The sequence below is a fragment of the Alphaproteobacteria bacterium genome, assembly GCA_037146715.1.
Lineage (GTDB): Bacteria > Pseudomonadota > Alphaproteobacteria > UBA7879 > UBA5542 > JBAWWO01.
On the sequence record JBAWWO010000006.1, the window covers coordinates 26,608 to 41,312 of the forward strand.

Genomic DNA, 14,705 nt, shown 5'->3' on the forward strand with positions numbered 1-14,705 from the left:
ATATGGAAAGAAAAAACTGGAAAGACCTAGGCTTACTAACGCTAACCTTGGGCCTTTTGTTTTTTTCTTTTTTGGGGAATCGCCCTCTTTCAAGCCCTGATGAAGGGCGTTATGTAGAAATCCCCCGGGAAATGGCACAAACCGGCGAATGGATGACTCCTCATCTAAATGGTCTAAAGTATTTTGAAAAACCACCTTTAGTTTATTGGGTGGAGGCCGCAACCATAAGCCTATCTGGCGTTAACGAATACTTCTTACGACTGCCCATTGCCTTTTTTGCCTTGCTCGGATGCTTGGCCGTTTATGCCTTTTCCTGCCGATTTTACAGCCGAAAGACCGGCATCTGGTCGGCCATTGTTCTGGCAACATCTCTGCTCTATTTTTCCCTATCTCGCATTATCATACTAGATATGGTGCTGACAGTTCTGATCAGCTCTGCCCTATTTTCCCTTTTAGCGGGCCTTAAAACACCTCTGTCGAAAAGCCCAAGTCGCCGCATGTTCATTTATTTAGCCGCCGGCTTATTTGCACTGGCCCTTCTGTGCAAAGGCCTGATCTCTATTGCCCTGCCCGGTTTGGTGGTGCTGGTATGGATGGCCCTAAGCCAAAGTCTTGATAAAATAAAACCTCTTTACCTGCCCACAAGTATCACTATTTTCCTGGCCATCGCCCTGCCCTGGCATGTTTGGATGATTTGGGAAAACCCCTCTTTTTTTGATTTTTATTTTATTCACGAGCATTTTGAACGCTATTTCACCACCGTTCATCGCCGTTATCAACCCTTTTGGTTCTTTATTCCCGTTGTGATTCTGGGCTTTTTTCCCTGGATTGGATTTATTCCAAAAGCCCTGAAAGATTTCTTCCCCTTGAAACTTAAACAACTTAAAACCTATGATGTTGAGCTATTTTTGGTTCTGTGGATTGCATTATTCTTTATGGTCTTTAGTTTTTCCCAATCTAGTTTGATTCCCTATATGCTGCCTATTTTTCCCCCACTAGCTGTAATAGTTGGTCGTTATCTAAGTTACGTCTGGAAAAACAGTCTTTCTTTAAGGAGTGAAGGGATTTTTTATTCTCTATTTGTTTTTGCCCTTGCTGGTGCTGCTTACTATGCCTCAGAAAATGGTTTGATTGACACCGCCCTATTTCAAGAAACCCAATTGGCCCAAAACATTTTGATAGGCACAGGAGTTCTTGTTTTGGGACTTTCTTTCCTGAAAAACGTACGCCCCATGATTATTGCGCTGGTTGCGGGACAAGTGCTGTTTCTATTCGCTCTGAATGACGTAGCCTATCTTTTGCAAAGACCTTCCACAAAGCCCTTGGCCGAAAAAATTAAAAGCTTATATGGCGACTCTGCCCAAGTCGTTAGTTATGGGCGCTACTACCAAGACTTGCCACCCTACTTGAATCAAACCGTGAAAATTGTATCCTGGAGCGGTGAGTTGGATTTCGGAAAAAATCTTGAACCCAATAATACAGTCTTCATGACCCCTGAAGATTTGGCCACTCTGTGGGCTGGTCCAGCGCCTGTCTGCGTTGTAACGCCTCGTTCTCGAGTAGCGGAGCTTCAAAACAGCCTGGTCCCTGAGCCTCAAGAAATCGCCAGCGTTGAAAGTTCTATTTACCCGGACGCAACCGTTTTAATATGTTCTAACCAACAATAGGAACTCTCATGAAAGAACCCGCTTTAAAAGAATTTTTGCCCTTTGCAAAGCCTGAATTTACCCCAGAAACAATTGCAGAAGTATCCCAGTGTTTAGAATCTGGGTGGATCACAACAGGCCCTCGCGTTAAAAAATTTGAAGAGCTTTTAAAGCGCTATCACCAGGCACCTCACGCCATCACTGTAGCTTCTGCCACGGCGGGTCTGCATGTGGCCCTGTTGGCCCTAGACCTGCAGCCCGAGGATGAAGTTATCACAACTTCTTTCACCTTTGTTGCCACGCTAAATACTATTGTTCTAGCCGGCGCCAAACCCGTTCTGGTTGATGTTGACCCCCTAACTTACAATCTAGATCTCAATCTGCTTGAAAAAGCGATCACTAAAAACACAAAAGCTATTGTCCCCGTACACTTTGCCGGCGCCCCCGTTGATATGGACCATCTGTATGCAATAGCCCGCAAACACAATCTACGCATCATTGAAGATGCTGCCCATGCCATTGGAACTGAATACAAAGGCAAAAAAATAGGATCCTTTGGGGATACGCAAGTTTTCAGCTTTCATCCCAATAAAAACATGACCACCGGGGAAGGCGGCTGTGTCCTAACATCAGATGAAACCCTGGCCAAAAAAGTCACATCTTTGAAATTTCATGGCATTGATCGGGAAGCTTGGAATCGCTTTTCAAAAGAAGGCAGCCAATTTTATGACGTCATCGCCCCAGGCTTTAAATACAATATGACGGATATGTCTGCTGCTTTAGGCATTCATCAGTTGCCTCATTTGGATACATTCATTGAAAAACGCACGAAAATTGCCCACACTTATGAGCACGCCTTTAAGGGCTGGGATGAACTGATTGTGCGAAAAAGCCCCACCTATTCCCACCGCCACGCTTGGAATTTATTCAATGTTCTGATTAATCCGCAGGCCACAAAAATAACCCGTGACGAATTCGTTCAACTGCTTAAAGAGGAAAATATTGGAACAGGAGTGCATTGGCAGGTCCCTCACCTATTCAGCTTTTACAAAGAAACTTATGGGTATAAAAAAGGGGATTTTCCTCACTCCGAATTCATTGCGGACCATGTGGTTAGCTTGCCCTTATTTCCCGGATTGACGGCTGACCAGCAAAATATAATTATTCACACAATTGGCAAAATTTTTGGTAAAACAGTATCATGAAATCATCTGTATACTTATCTGTTGTTATTCCAGTTTATAACGAGCAAGAAAGCCTGCAAAGCCTTTCTGATCGGTTAATGCCCGTTTTGGAAAATACAAAAAAATCCTATGAGGTCATTTATACCAATGACGGCAGTAAGGATAATTCCTTAGGCATTTTGAAAAAACTGCAAAAGGATTTCCCCAAGCATGTGCGTGTCATTGATTTTGGCGGCAATTACGGCCAACATATGGCTATCATGGCGGCTTTTGAGCACTCTCGCGGGGATGTGATTATTAATCTGGATGCGGATCTTCAAAACCCTCCTGAGGAAATTCCCAAGTTACTGGAAAAGTTTGAACAGGGTCATGATGTGGTGGGCAGTTATCGCCTGGATCGTAAAGACCATTTATGGCGCCATTGGGGTTCCCGCTTTGCCAATAATGTGCGAGGAATGATTACGGATGCTCACATGAAAGACCAGGGCTGTATGTTCCGGTCTTATTCTCGCTCTATCGTTAAGCAGATTGTGGATGGGGGGGAAACTTCTACCTTCATTCCCGTTTTGGCTTGGCGTTTGGCCGAAAACCCCTGTGAGGTTGGTTTGCGCCATGACCCCAGGGAAGAAGGCGAATCAAAGTATGGGATTTACGAACTGATTCGCGTTGCCATTGACTTGGCTACCAACTTTTCTATGGTTCCCATTCAATTCTTTACCTTTTTTGGCATGATTGTGTCGGGACTAAGTTTCTGCTTGGTTGTCTACATGTTTGCCCGTCGTTTGCTTATTGGTCCCGAAGCAGAAGGTCTTTTTACTCTGATTGCCATCGTTATTTTCTTGATTAGTGTGGCTATCATGGGTATAGGAATTGTGGGTGAATATGTGGGGCGCACTTACCAAGCCTTGTGCCGCAGAAGGTACAGTGTTCGCCAAATAATTCAGGATAAAAGCATATCAACAACAAAGGATGAAGAATGAGCTTAAAAGTTTTAATTTTAGGAATTAACGGATTTATTGGAAGCGCCCTCACTCGGTCTATTTTAAATACGACGGATTGGGAAGTTTATGGCATGGATTTAGACAATCATAAACTGTCTGAATGTCTAAGCAATCCAAACCTTCATTTTTCCAAGCGTAATATTCTGACCGATCAAGAATGGATTGAAGATCACGTTCAAAAATGTGATGTAGTATTGCCTTTGGTTGCTATTGCGAACCCTATGCTGTATGTGCAAAAACCCTTGCAGGTTTTTGAATTAGATTTTGAATCTAACTTAAGTGTCGTGCGCTATTGCGTGAAACATAAAAAGCGGATCATTTTCCCTTCAACCTCAGAAGTATACGGCATGTGCCCCGATAAGGAATTTGATGAAGAAACCTCTAACTTAGTCCTGGGGCCCATCCATAAACAACGGTGGATTTATTCCTGTGCTAAGCAAATGATGGACCGCGTGATTTTTGCCTATGGCATTCATGAAGATTTAGACTATACCCTTTTCCGTCCCTTCAACTGGTTGGGGCCTCGCATGGATGATGTTTATGCCGCAAAAGCGAACTCGTCCCGCGCTGCTATCCAGTTCATCAGTAATGTGCTCTATGGCCGCCCTATCCAGCTTATGGATGGTGGGTCACAAAAGCGCTGCTTCACCTACGTAGAAGAAGGCGTTGATGCCCTTATGCGCATGATTCGAAACAAAGACGGCAAAGCATCCCAACGGATTTTCAACGTGGGCAATCCAAAAAACAACCACTCCATGAAGGAAGTTGCTGAAATGATCGTAGAAACCTTTAAAGAACTTCCCGATTTCAAGCATTTGGGAGAAAACGCTGTTATTGAAAGCCTGTCCGCCGCTGAACATTTTGGGAAGCACTATGAAGATGTTCCCAATCGCGTTCCCGCCATCAAGAATGCACAAGAATACTTAGGATGGAATCCCGAAGTGACATTGAAAGAAATTCTGCAAAGAACCCTAGATTATCATTTGGTCCAACATCCCCAGGAAATTGTTCATGATTAAGAATCTTTCCGCTCATAAAAAAACTGTTTTTCTGGGCTGTTTTTATATGGTGCTGACTGTATTTATGTTTGGCCTGGGGAATGCCCTGGTTAAAGTCATCGCCGCGGAAATTCCCGTGATTCAGATTCTTTTCTTCCGGGCTATTTTGGCTGTTGCCATGTTGTGGGGGTATTTTAAGGTGACGAATAAACCTCACCTGATGAAAAGCCAAAACATAAAACTGCAGCTGGGACGTGGGGCTATTGGGTTTTTCAGTCTTTACACCCTGTTTTTGTCCTTCCAATTGCTCCCCATTACAGACGCTACGGCTCTAAGCTTTGCAACCCCCTTGTTCATAACCATGCTTTCTGTCCCTCTTTTGAAAGAAAAAGTAAGCATGCCCTGTTGGATTGCCGTCATCATAGGATTTCTTGGCGTATCTTATATGGCTGACCCTACAGGGAACGTGACTTTGCTTGGGTCTGCGGCTGCCATTGTGTCGGCCTTTTTAGAGGGCACTGTCATGATTTTATCGCGCACTCTTTCTAAAAAAGACCACCCATTGACCTCAGTCTTTTATCATGTGGTGGTTATCTCTCTGTTTGCCGCCTGTTTCATGCCCTTTTATTGGGAGCCAGTTTCTTGGTCGTTGTTTTTATTATTAGTGTTGCTGACTTTTATCAGCAACTTGGGGCAAATTTTCGTGGTATTTGCCTATAGCAAAGCCCCCGCCGTGGTCATTGCCCCTATCTTGTATACATTAATTATATGGGGTGGCTTGTTTGGTTATTTCTTTTGGGGAGAACGCCTCAACGAACATCTTCTCCTCGGCCTACCCGTCGTGATTTTGAGCGGCCTTTATATTATTTATCAAGAATTCAAAGCTCACAAGGAGCATACGCCCGAGATGGGGTGATGTTACAAAATTAGTTATCTATTCCAAGTAATTTTTAGGAGTTAAAATGTACCCAAAATTCTTATATACAATTATTTTCGGACTAGTTGCAATTCAACACGCCCATTCTTCTATTATCGATGCAGATGAAAAACCCGTTACTATTGTTTGCATCTATGGAAAAGAACACCCCCTAACACAAGAGTTCGTTTTTGAAGACTCTTTCAAAACACAGTTTAGAGATCTTCGCCTGGTTGATGACTCAATCGGCTTTGGAAAATTAATGGGGCGGATTGATGAGTTTTTTGAATCTGAACGCATTCGAAAAAATCTCAAAAGAAAAGAAGATGCTATAAACCCCCTGTTTTTTAAACTTACAAAAGAAAATCGTAGTTTTTTCATACTAGGAACCATACATTGTTTGCCTCTAGACATACTTCCCCAAGCGGTGAAAGATATGATCTTTAAATGCAATATTCTTGTGACAGAAAGAACTGTAGATAGTACGCACAATGTTGACCACTTAGAACAAACATTAAACTATTATTTTGATGCAGATTCTAATTGGTTTGATCGGTTAACCCCCGAAGAGCAAAAACATCTTCATACGATTTCTCCGATATCTCCTGAATATCTTATAAACAGGTCAGACAATAAACCACGGGCTAAAGAGATAATAGAATCTTTTTCAAAACATACTGAAATCAGCATAGAAAAAATTAGGTTAGATATAATTGTAAAAAATTATCTAGCGCTCCACTACGAAAATGGTATGGATTTGAAACTTTCTGATCGTTTTCAAGAATTATCACGTTCTGTATTCTCTCTTGAGTCTGCAGAAGAAACTATTAATAGACCACTGTGGTATCCAAGCCCCGAAGAACAGTTTCAAGGGCTCAAAGAGGTCCTTGGCGTTGAAGGAGGATTTCTGTCTGATGAAGATATATGGAAAATATCACATGCTTATTTGTCTTGTGTTGAGAGTTTTTTGGATTCATCTGATAAAAGTGATGACGACGATGACGACGACGACGATGATGAACAAGTTATTAAAGATAATAATCTTTGGTGGCCTCGCATTATAGAGACAGCAAAAGTAGTGTCCTCAGAAACAATGCTTGTAGGTGTAGGCTTATCTCATTTAGATGGGCCCAATGGAATCTTATATAAGCTTATAACAGAAGGTTGTTTTGCTGTAGAGCTTTACACTCCACTCCAGGGATGGATTGATGTAACAGAATTGATTAAGAAATAACCCTAAATGATATAACTGGATTACTTTAAGGATATTCGGCATGAGAAACCACACCTAGTAAGACCTAGATGAGCCAAGTAACGACTTGCTCCTTTTTAAGGAATTATCTCTAACTAAATAATGTCTTCTCTTGGGAAACTAGGAGAAAGTACGTAAGACCATGATGAAAGGCCATCCTACGCACCACAAGAACCAAAAATAGGAAATACAAAGAAAAATGGCGGGAGTGACGGGACTTGAACCCGCGACCTCCGGCGTGACAGGCCGGCGCTCTAACCAACTGAGCTACACACCCCCATAAATGGAAGTAGGTGGTGGGCGATGACGGGATTGAACCGCCGACCCTCTCGGTGTAAACGAGACGCTCTACCGCTGAGCTAATCGCCCTGCCCACATTGGTTTATATAGCAAACTTTCTAAGTAGCTTCAATAGCTGAAGCTAAATTTATTTTGCAACTTGTTGTTTCAAGCCTTTACCTGCACGGAACTTAGGCAAACGTGCTGCAGCAATCTTAATTTTCGCACCAGTACGTGGGTTGCGACCTTCTGTTGCTTTACGGTGAACGCAGCAGAATGTTCCAAAGCCAACCAAACGTACGTCATGTCCGCTCTTCAAAGCTTTTGTTATGGATTCCAAAATTCCATCTACAGCTTTTGCTGCGGAAACTTTAGAAAGACCTGCGTGGTGTGCAACTTGTGCAATCAGTTCATTTTTATTCATTTTAATACCCTTTGTTTTGTTAAGTTAATACGTAAGTAATATATTTATCTAAAACTTCTTTTTTTCATTAGTCAATTGCTTTTATTATAAAAAACTGAGGAAATCTGTCAAAAGGTCCGCATTTTTTTGTTTTTCTTGGAGTTTTTTATGCTCAAGAAAAAAATCATTTTTTTCCATTCAGTCCTGACGTTCCGCCACTCATATCTTCTGCACCCCTTTTAAACCCTTACTTTTTTCTGTTTTCTTCTTAATTTTAAGCCCTTACAGACTTTTTTTGGTTTTTTCGTTCAAAATATATTTTTATGCAAAATTTTATGCAAAACATTCTTGCGTTTTTGAGGGTTTCTTATTAATGTGCAAAAGTTAGATATCGTTCCAAACCAATGGATGATATCAGCTGTTGGGGTGTCGCCAAGTGGTAAGGCAGCGGTTTTTGGTACCGCCATTCGTGGGTTCGAATCCTTCCACCCCAGCCATTTTTATTATTCCGAAATTAAAAACCCTTGGAGCTTATGTGCACACCGTTATCCCCTTAACCGAAATTGTTACCATTGTTCTATGCGCCCTGGTGTGTGGAATGATCTTAACACGCCTTAAGCAACCCGCTGTTTTAGGATATGTGCTGGCAGGGGTTATTTTGGGACCGTCTCTACTTGAAGGGGCTGACATACAGACTATTATTAAGGCCTTAGCCGAGTTAGGTGTCTTTATGCTGCTGTTTACCCTGGGGGTTGATATGAACCTTCGCTTTTTTAAAAGCAACTGGGTCATTACGGTGGGATGCGTTTTGCTGCAGTTTTTATTCAGCATTGCAGCCGTTTACGGCATTTCTGTCTTTTTTAACTGGTCGTTTGGCCTTGTGTTTGTGATTGGGTCCATGATTTGCCTTAGCAGTACAGCCGTTGCTATTAAAATGCTGGAAAGCATGGGAGAGCTAAAAACTGACATCGGTCACTTGACCATTAGCATTTTGATTGCCCAAGACTTGGCCTTCGTCCCCATGGCGTTGGCTGTACATGGTCTGGGGGATATGGGATTTAGCATTGGGACCCTACTGGCAAAGATATGCATTTCCGTTGGCATTTTGGTGGCCCTGATCTGGTATTTAAGCCGCACAGAACGCGTACGCATTCCCTATTTGAATCAGATTTCTCATTCGGGGGAACTGCTCCCTTTGATGACTCTAAGCTTTTGCTTTGGGTTAGCAGCCATTACAGGTGCTCTGGGGCTTTCGGCTTCTTATGGAGCTTTTTTGGCAGGCCTTGTACTGGGAAACACAGCGGAACGCCATGAAATTATTAAGACTACTCATCCCATTCAAAGCACTCTGCTGATGGTTTTCTTCTTATCCATTGGTCTTTTGATTGATCTGAAATTTATTTGGAGCAATATAACCTTAATCAGCATCCTGATGGTTGTGATTGCTGTGGGAAAAACCGCCCTAAATGCCGGCATTCTGCATATGTTCAAGCAAAAATGGACCGTATCCTTTATCAGTAGCTTAGTTTTGGCCCAGATTGGAGAGTTTTCATTCGTGCTGGCCGATTCAGGGGTATCAAGTCATCTGTTGGGCCCAAACGAACATAAGTTGGTGATTTCTCTAACTGTCCTTTCTTTAATATTCAGCCCTTTCTGGATGTCAATTGCCCGAAAGTTCCAAGGGCTTGAAAAAATTAATAGTGTGTATCAAGCCTCTTTAAATACACCAAAAGGTATCAAGAATAAGATTGCAGATTTCTTTTCATGGAAAAAAGACGACCTATAAAATACGAACCCTCTTTTGAGTTCGAGCATGCCTATCCCTCCCCCGTTGTAGGGTTGGACGAAGCAGGTTGTGGTGCATGGGTTGGTCCTGTAGTCGCTGGCGCGGCCTTTATTTTACCCGCCTGCCCTCATGATTTACTACACGCCTTGAATGATTCCAAACGTCTAACGGAAAAAGTACGGGAAAGTTTGTTTCAAACCTTTCAAGAAAACCCCGCCTACATTAAAATAGCTACGGGCCTGGCAACGACCGAAGAAATCGAATCTTTGAACATTCGAAATGCAGCCTTGTTAGCTATGAGCCGCGCTTATGAGTTGCTGGAAATACCAGCCCTTATGGCTTTGGTAGATGGGACAGGAAAACCGAGACTTCCCTGTCCCAGCCGATCTATCATTAAAGGCGATCAGCGAAGTTATTCCATTGCAGCAGCCTCAATTGCCGCCAAAGTAACCCGCGACCACTTGATGAAAGCTCTTGCAGAAGAATTCCCTTCCTATGGCTGGGCAACGAATGCAGGTTACGGAACTCAAGAGCATCAGAGAGCCCTGAAAGAACATGGGGTTACACCATACCATCGCAGAAGCTACAAACCCATTCAGGCCTTGTTGGGGACTCTTTTCTCGTCCTTGTGAGAAACACCATAGGCCGACGAAGCAATACAGCTCTGTTTTTTTGCGATGAAGTGTCCCAAAAAGTTAGGTTTTGTGCTAGTTTTTTACTTAAGGAGTTGGTCTAGTTCACCCATATCTTCCTTTTCATAAAGATCATCACATCCACCCACATGCATCTCCCCTATGAAAATCTGAGGCACGGTTTTGCGGCCTTGGGCTTTTACAACCAGCTTTTCTCGCTCTTCTGACTTATTCGTCACATCAATTTCTTCGTAAGAGAGCCCCTTACGGTCTAAAAGCATTTTTGCCTTCACGCAATAGGGGCAATAACTTGCCGTATAAATTCTAATTTTCTTGCTCATATCATTTCCTTATAAAACCCGGGCAGCAACAAGGGTTCTCACCTCTTGAGCACCTGCCCTTAGCAAGGCTTTCGCACAGGCATTCAGAGTTGCCCCCGTTGTCATCACATCATCAACTAAAATGACGACCTTACCCTGAACCAATTTTTCATGTTGGTCAAGCACTTGAAAAACATTTGCAACATTTTTTTCGCGTTCTTGCACAGTTAAATCACCCTGAGAAGGCGTCCTTTTTATTCTTTTTAAAATAGTCATTTTGGCGGGAATCTGTGATTTTTTCTCTAGCCTTTTTGCTAAAACGGCAGCCTGGTTAAAACCTCGTTTTAAAAGGCGCGTCCAATGCAAAGGCACTGGCACAAACAGATCCGCATCCTGCAGAATATCCTTACCAGCCCGCTGCATCCAATCCCCCAGCAGGGGCGCAAAATGAATGGCCTTATTATGTTTAAAAGGCAGAATAAGATTTTTGGAAAAATGATCGTATTTGAAAACCGCTCGGGTTTTAGAAAAACTTGGGGGCGCATCTAGGCAAGCCCCACACTTTAATTGGTGTCCGTGTTCTCCAAAACTAAAGGGGTAGGCACAGCTTTCGCAAAAAGGGTCTGTAATGAAATCAATTTCCTCCCAACACTTGGCGCAAACAGCCGTGTTATCTTGAAGTAAATCGCGACACATTAAACAAACAGGGGGCAGAAAGAAGTTTATGGCAGCGGTGTACATTACCCCTCTTGAGCTGCCGGAAACTTAATCTTCACCAAAGTAATCTGATTATCTTCCCGGCGTAAAATTTTAAATTCAACGTCGTAAAAAAGATAAGTCTGCCCTACTTTAGGAATATCTTGGCTCTCATAAATCAAAAGCCCCCCGATGGTGGCGGCTTCTTCATCAGGCAACTCTAGCCCAAAGTGGCGGTTAAAGTCACGAATAGTCACAATACCGTCTACCCAAAAACATCCGTTCTTGGCGGGTCGAATGTGTACATTTTCCAAGTCATATTCGTCATCAATTTGCCCCACAATTTCTTCCAGAATATCTTCTAGCGTCACAATGCCTGAAAAGCTACCGTATTCATCAACCACCAAAGCCAAATGGGTTCGTTGATCGCGGAAAGCGTGCATCTGATGAAGCAAGGGCGTAACACCCGGCACAAACCAGGGGCGGTCTACTATTTTACGCAGATCAACCGCTTTTTTCCTGCCTTTTAGTTTTGAATATTCCTTCAGAAAAGTTTTGGTGTGCAATACGCCCACAATATTTTCAGATTCCTTTTCCCACAAGGGAAGCCGGCTATAGCGACTGGCCACAATCTGTTCATAGACCTTGTCCATGCTGGCATCCAGGTGAATCATTTCAACATCAGATCGATGCACCATAATTTCTTCCACAGTTACAGAGGCCAGATCTAGAATGCTATGCAACATAGAGCTTTCTTTTTTTAAGCGTTCTTTTCCATGCAAATCAATCACACTGCGAAGTTCTTCAAGAGAAGAAGACCATCCATCCCCCTTGTCCGTTTTCACCCCCAGCAGGCCTAAGCATTTTTCAGAAATAATCTGAACCAGATACATAAGAGGGCTTAGAATTTTTATAAAAACCTTCAGAAAAGAGCCTATTTTCAAAACAAAGTTTTCAGGATGGTTAATGGCATAGGTTTTCGGTAAAACCTCTAAAAAAATAATGATGAATAGGGCTAAACAGATACTGGATAAAATCACGCCTTTTTCATCAAACAACTGAATAAAGACACTTGTGGCCAAGGAAGTAGCCAGCGTATTGGTGGCATTGTTCCCAATCAGAACCGTGCCCAAGACATGGTTCATTTTTTGGGACAGCTCTTCAATTATTTTAGCTTTAGCGTTCCCCTTTTGGGAAAGTCTATGAATGCGTGGCCGGGAGAAAGCCCCCAAAGACGTTTCAGTTGCAGAAAGAAAAGACGCCAGCAGAAATAAAAATATGGCCCCAATTCCAGAAATCCAAATCATTAATTCCATAGATTTCCTTTATTCACGAACTAGTTATCCAGAAGTTTTTTCCACCAACCCCCTTGACCTTTCCCCCCCTGCCCTTTACCTCTAGGTGCCCGAGCAGGCACGTCTAGTTGAATAGAAGACTGCAAGAAAGAATCAGGCGAAAGATTGCCGTTCACATCATCTGGGTGTTCATCAGGTTCAGTCGCCCCTTTGGATTGTTGTTGGGGATTATTTTCCCGAGGTCTACGATCCCGGCGGCGATTTCTGTTGCGACGCTTTTCAGTGCGTACCGGTTCAACATCTGCGTTAGACAGGGGAACATCTGTTGCCTCTACCTCTTCATCTGTCTGTTCAATGGGGGCTTTTTGTCCCTCACCTTCAACTGGCGCTTCAGGACTAGGGGCTCCATTAGCGTTTTGATTGGGATTACCCTTCCGTCGCCGTCTGTCAGATCTTCTAGCACGATCATTCTTGTTGGCTCCCGCTTTTTCTTGGGATTCCTTATGCTCCCCCTTGGTCCCAACAGAGTCCACCAAGAAATTTCCTGAAGAATCTTCAATCCGGAAACCTGTTGCCCCCAAAGCTTCGTCTTGTTCAACCGTAAAGAATAAACCTCGTCTGGCTTCTAAATCGAACAATTCTTTCCTTTTTTCGCTCAGCAAATAGAAGCCAAGTTCAGCAGAAATTTTAACTTTAAGAATTTCTTCTTCTTTTTTGTTAAAGAAAACTTCTTCCAACACCCTCAACAGCTGCAAGCACAAAGATTCTTTTGATCTGATAAACCCTGCCCCTGAGCAATAAGAACACCGTACAGAAACAGATTCCGTCACACTGGGCCTAAGCCGTTGGCGCGACATTTCCAAAAGCCCAAATTGACTGATACGCCCCACTTGAATCCTGGCTCTGTCTGAGGCCAAACATTCCTTAAGTTTGCGTTCAACAGCAATATTGTGTTTCAGATCACTCATATCGATGAAGTCAATGACCAAAAGACCAGCCAAATCTCGCAAGCGCAGTTGGCGGGAAATTTCTTCCGCCGCTTCCAAGTTTGTTTTTAAAGCCGTACTGTCAATATGTCGTTCACGGGTTGCCTGGCCCGAGTTCACATCAATAGCTACCAAAGCTTCCGTCACGTTCATAACAATGTATCCTCCCGAAGGCAACTTGACCTCAGGCGAATATATTTGCTCAATTTGCTGTTCAATCTTATATTTTTGGAACAAGGGAATCTTCGCAGAATCCTTATAGTGGTTAATGCGTTTTACCTGGCTAGGAATAATCGTTTTAATGAAGTCTCTGGCTTCCTTAAAGGCTTCCTCGCCTTCAATCCAGACTTCTTCCACATCAGGGGTATAAACATCCCGCAAAGATCTGCGAATAAGGGCTGCTTCCTCGTGTACCAAGGCCGGCGCATTAGCCTTTAGGGTTTCTTCTCTAATATCAGCCCACAACTTAATAAGATATCCATAGTCTCGCTTGATTTCTGCTTTACTTCTATCAAGGCCTGCCGTTCTAATGATCAAGGACATTCCCTCAGGAACACCCAAGTCTTTCATTAATTCTTTCAATCGTTTGCGATGTTGCACATCCGTAATTTTTCTGGAAACACCCCCTGCATTTAAGGCATTGGGCATCAGAACGCTATAACGGCCAGCCAAAGACACGAATGTTGTAAGCGCTGCCCCCTTGTTGCCCCGTTCTTCCTTAACAACCTGAACCAGAACAACCTGACGGCTATTAATAACTTCCTGAATTTTATAATTCCGATAAAGAGCAAATTTCTTGCGAAGACTTTCTTCATCTGCACTTGTATCATCTGTAGATTCTTCTGTAGGCGTTTCTTCTGAGTTTTCCATCACTTCAGAACTATCCTCAGAGTGCCCGTTCTGCTCATCTAGAGGCGTTTCATGATGGTGAACACCCTCTTCAGCTGGCTTTTCTTCCTGTTCGATAATTTCTTCCCTATCCGCAACAGGAATGCGGAAATAATCGGGGTGAATTTCTGTAAAAGCCAGAAACCCATGTCTGTTTCTACCGTAATCCACGAAAGCCGCCTGTAAAGAGGGCTCTATGCGAACGATTTTTCCTAGATAGATATTGCCCTTAAGGGGTTTTTTTGAAACATGTTCAAAATCGAAATCCACCAGCTGCGAATCCTGTAAAACAGCGACCCGTATTTCTTCCTGATGAGATGCATCAATAAGCATACACTTTTTAACCATTTGTATTGTAACTCCGTTATTTGTCTAAAATTTGTAAAAAAAATGAGATTCATTTCTTAAAATTTGTTTTTAAAT

The 14,705-nt window shown here is 42.9% G+C and carries 13 protein-coding genes and 3 tRNA genes; 9 read left to right on the plus strand and 7 right to left on the minus strand.

From position 1 onward, the window contains the following. Positions 1 to 2 precede the first annotated feature (2 nt). From WCG05_03120 to WCG05_03145, 6 genes are read left to right on the plus strand one after another with little or no spacing between them, the layout of a single operon-like run. Positions 3 to 1,667 (plus strand): phospholipid carrier-dependent glycosyltransferase, encoded by a 1,665-nt coding sequence (locus tag WCG05_03120; GenBank protein MEI8320986.1) that lies wholly within the window; start codon positions 3 to 5, stop codon positions 1,665 to 1,667. A gap of 8 nt (positions 1,668 to 1,675) precedes the next feature. Then, the gene (locus tag WCG05_03125; protein ID MEI8320987.1) at positions 1,676 to 2,851 is read left to right on the plus strand and encodes a DegT/DnrJ/EryC1/StrS family aminotransferase; all 1,176 of its coding nucleotides are present in this window, start codon (positions 1,676 to 1,678) and stop codon (positions 2,849 to 2,851) included. After that, positions 2,848 to 3,810, plus strand: coding sequence for a glycosyltransferase (locus tag WCG05_03130; protein MEI8320988.1), 963 nt, complete (start codon positions 2,848 to 2,850; stop codon positions 3,808 to 3,810). Before WCG05_03125 ends, WCG05_03130 begins: the two co-directional genes overlap by 4 nt. Further along, on the plus strand, positions 3,807 to 4,850 hold the full coding sequence (locus WCG05_03135) for a bifunctional UDP-4-keto-pentose/UDP-xylose synthase (GenBank protein MEI8320989.1): 1,044 nt from the start codon (positions 3,807 to 3,809) through the stop codon (positions 4,848 to 4,850). The genes WCG05_03130 and WCG05_03135 overlap by 4 nt, the downstream gene beginning before the upstream one ends. Then, positions 4,843 to 5,745 carry a DMT family transporter gene (locus WCG05_03140; protein ID MEI8320990.1) on the plus strand — a complete coding sequence of 301 codons (903 nt, stop codon included), beginning with the start codon at positions 4,843 to 4,845 and terminating at the stop codon, positions 5,743 to 5,745. Before WCG05_03135 ends, WCG05_03140 begins: the two co-directional genes overlap by 8 nt. A gap of 46 nt (positions 5,746 to 5,791) precedes the next feature. Then, entirely contained in the window at positions 5,792 to 6,979 is a 1,188-nt protein-coding gene (locus WCG05_03145) for a TraB/GumN family protein (protein MEI8320991.1), read from the plus strand. Positions 6,980 to 7,197: 218 nt separating this feature from the next. Here WCG05_03145 and WCG05_03150 read toward each other — a convergent pair. The 3 genes from WCG05_03150 to WCG05_03160 all read right to left on the minus strand — a co-directional run bounded on the left by WCG05_03150 (position 7,198) and on the right by WCG05_03160 (position 7,700). Continuing rightward, positions 7,198 to 7,274: transfer RNA gene (locus tag WCG05_03150), tRNA-Asp, on the minus strand. A gap of 17 nt (positions 7,275 to 7,291) precedes the next feature. Further along, a tRNA-Val gene (locus WCG05_03155) sits at positions 7,292 to 7,366 on the minus strand. A gap of 58 nt (positions 7,367 to 7,424) precedes the next feature. Continuing rightward, a complete protein-coding gene (locus tag WCG05_03160) occupies positions 7,425 to 7,700 on the minus strand; it encodes an HU family DNA-binding protein (GenBank protein ID MEI8320992.1) in 276 nt (91 codons plus the stop codon). A gap of 401 nt (positions 7,701 to 8,101) precedes the next feature. Between WCG05_03160 and WCG05_03165 the strand changes: the two genes are divergently transcribed. From WCG05_03165 to WCG05_03175, 3 genes are all read left to right on the plus strand, one after another. Further along, a tRNA-Gln gene (locus tag WCG05_03165) sits at positions 8,102 to 8,176 on the plus strand. A gap of 38 nt (positions 8,177 to 8,214) precedes the next feature. Then, positions 8,215 to 9,465: a cation:proton antiporter gene (locus WCG05_03170; GenBank protein MEI8320993.1), complete on the plus strand. Its 1,251-nt coding sequence runs from the start codon at positions 8,215 to 8,217 to the stop codon at positions 9,463 to 9,465. Further along, positions 9,444 to 10,097, plus strand: a complete 654-nt coding sequence (locus tag WCG05_03175; GenBank protein ID MEI8320994.1) for a ribonuclease HII — start codon at positions 9,444 to 9,446, stop codon at positions 10,095 to 10,097. The genes WCG05_03170 and WCG05_03175 overlap by 22 nt, the downstream gene beginning before the upstream one ends. A gap of 83 nt (positions 10,098 to 10,180) precedes the next feature. On the opposite strand, the gene grxC is transcribed toward WCG05_03175, so the two are convergent. Genes grxC through WCG05_03195 form a run of 4 tightly spaced genes read right to left on the minus strand, consistent with a single transcriptional unit; the run spans position 10,181 to position 14,630 of the window. Further along, a complete protein-coding gene (gene grxC / locus WCG05_03180; GenBank protein MEI8320995.1) occupies positions 10,181 to 10,438 on the minus strand; it encodes a glutaredoxin 3 in 258 nt (85 codons plus the stop codon). Between the two features lie 9 nt (positions 10,439 to 10,447). Beyond that, a complete protein-coding gene (locus tag WCG05_03185; GenBank protein ID MEI8320996.1) occupies positions 10,448 to 11,158 on the minus strand; it encodes a ComF family protein in 711 nt (236 codons plus the stop codon). Beyond that, positions 11,158 to 12,429 carry a CNNM domain-containing protein gene (locus WCG05_03190; GenBank protein ID MEI8320997.1) on the minus strand — a complete coding sequence of 424 codons (1,272 nt, stop codon included), beginning with the start codon at positions 12,427 to 12,429 and terminating at the stop codon, positions 11,158 to 11,160. The genes WCG05_03185 and WCG05_03190 overlap by 1 nt, the downstream gene beginning before the upstream one ends. A gap of 20 nt (positions 12,430 to 12,449) precedes the next feature. Next, positions 12,450 to 14,630, minus strand: a complete 2,181-nt coding sequence (locus WCG05_03195) for a ribonuclease E/G (GenBank protein ID MEI8320998.1) — start codon at positions 14,628 to 14,630, stop codon at positions 12,450 to 12,452. Between the last annotated feature and the right edge of the window lie 75 nt (positions 14,631 to 14,705).

Bases quoted from the DNA above. Each gene is read 5' to 3' on its own strand.
- WCG05_03120 (MEI8320986.1), top strand. From the start codon at position 3: ATGGAAAGAAAAAACTGGAAAGACCTAGGCTTACTAACGCTAACCTTG.
- WCG05_03125 (MEI8320987.1), top strand. From the start codon at position 1,676: ATGAAAGAACCCGCTTTAAAAGAATTTTTGCCCTTTGCAAAGCCTGAA.
- WCG05_03130 (MEI8320988.1), top strand. From the start codon at position 2,848: ATGAAATCATCTGTATACTTATCTGTTGTTATTCCAGTTTATAACGAG.
- WCG05_03135 (MEI8320989.1), top strand. From the start codon at position 3,807: ATGAGCTTAAAAGTTTTAATTTTAGGAATTAACGGATTTATTGGAAGC.
- WCG05_03140 (MEI8320990.1), top strand. From the start codon at position 4,843: ATGATTAAGAATCTTTCCGCTCATAAAAAAACTGTTTTTCTGGGCTGT.
- WCG05_03145 (MEI8320991.1), top strand. From the start codon at position 5,792: ATGTACCCAAAATTCTTATATACAATTATTTTCGGACTAGTTGCAATT.
- WCG05_03160 (MEI8320992.1), bottom strand. From the start codon at position 7,700: ATGAATAAAAATGAACTGATTGCACAAGTTGCACACCACGCAGGTCTT.
- WCG05_03175 (MEI8320994.1), top strand. From the start codon at position 9,444: ATGGAAAAAAGACGACCTATAAAATACGAACCCTCTTTTGAGTTCGAG.
- grxC (MEI8320995.1), bottom strand. From the start codon at position 10,438: ATGAGCAAGAAAATTAGAATTTATACGGCAAGTTATTGCCCCTATTGC.
- WCG05_03185 (MEI8320996.1), bottom strand. From the start codon at position 11,158: ATGTACACCGCTGCCATAAACTTCTTTCTGCCCCCTGTTTGTTTAATG.
- WCG05_03190 (MEI8320997.1), bottom strand. From the start codon at position 12,429: ATGGAATTAATGATTTGGATTTCTGGAATTGGGGCCATATTTTTATTT.
- WCG05_03195 (MEI8320998.1), bottom strand. From the start codon at position 14,630: ATGGTTAAAAAGTGTATGCTTATTGATGCATCTCATCAGGAAGAAATA.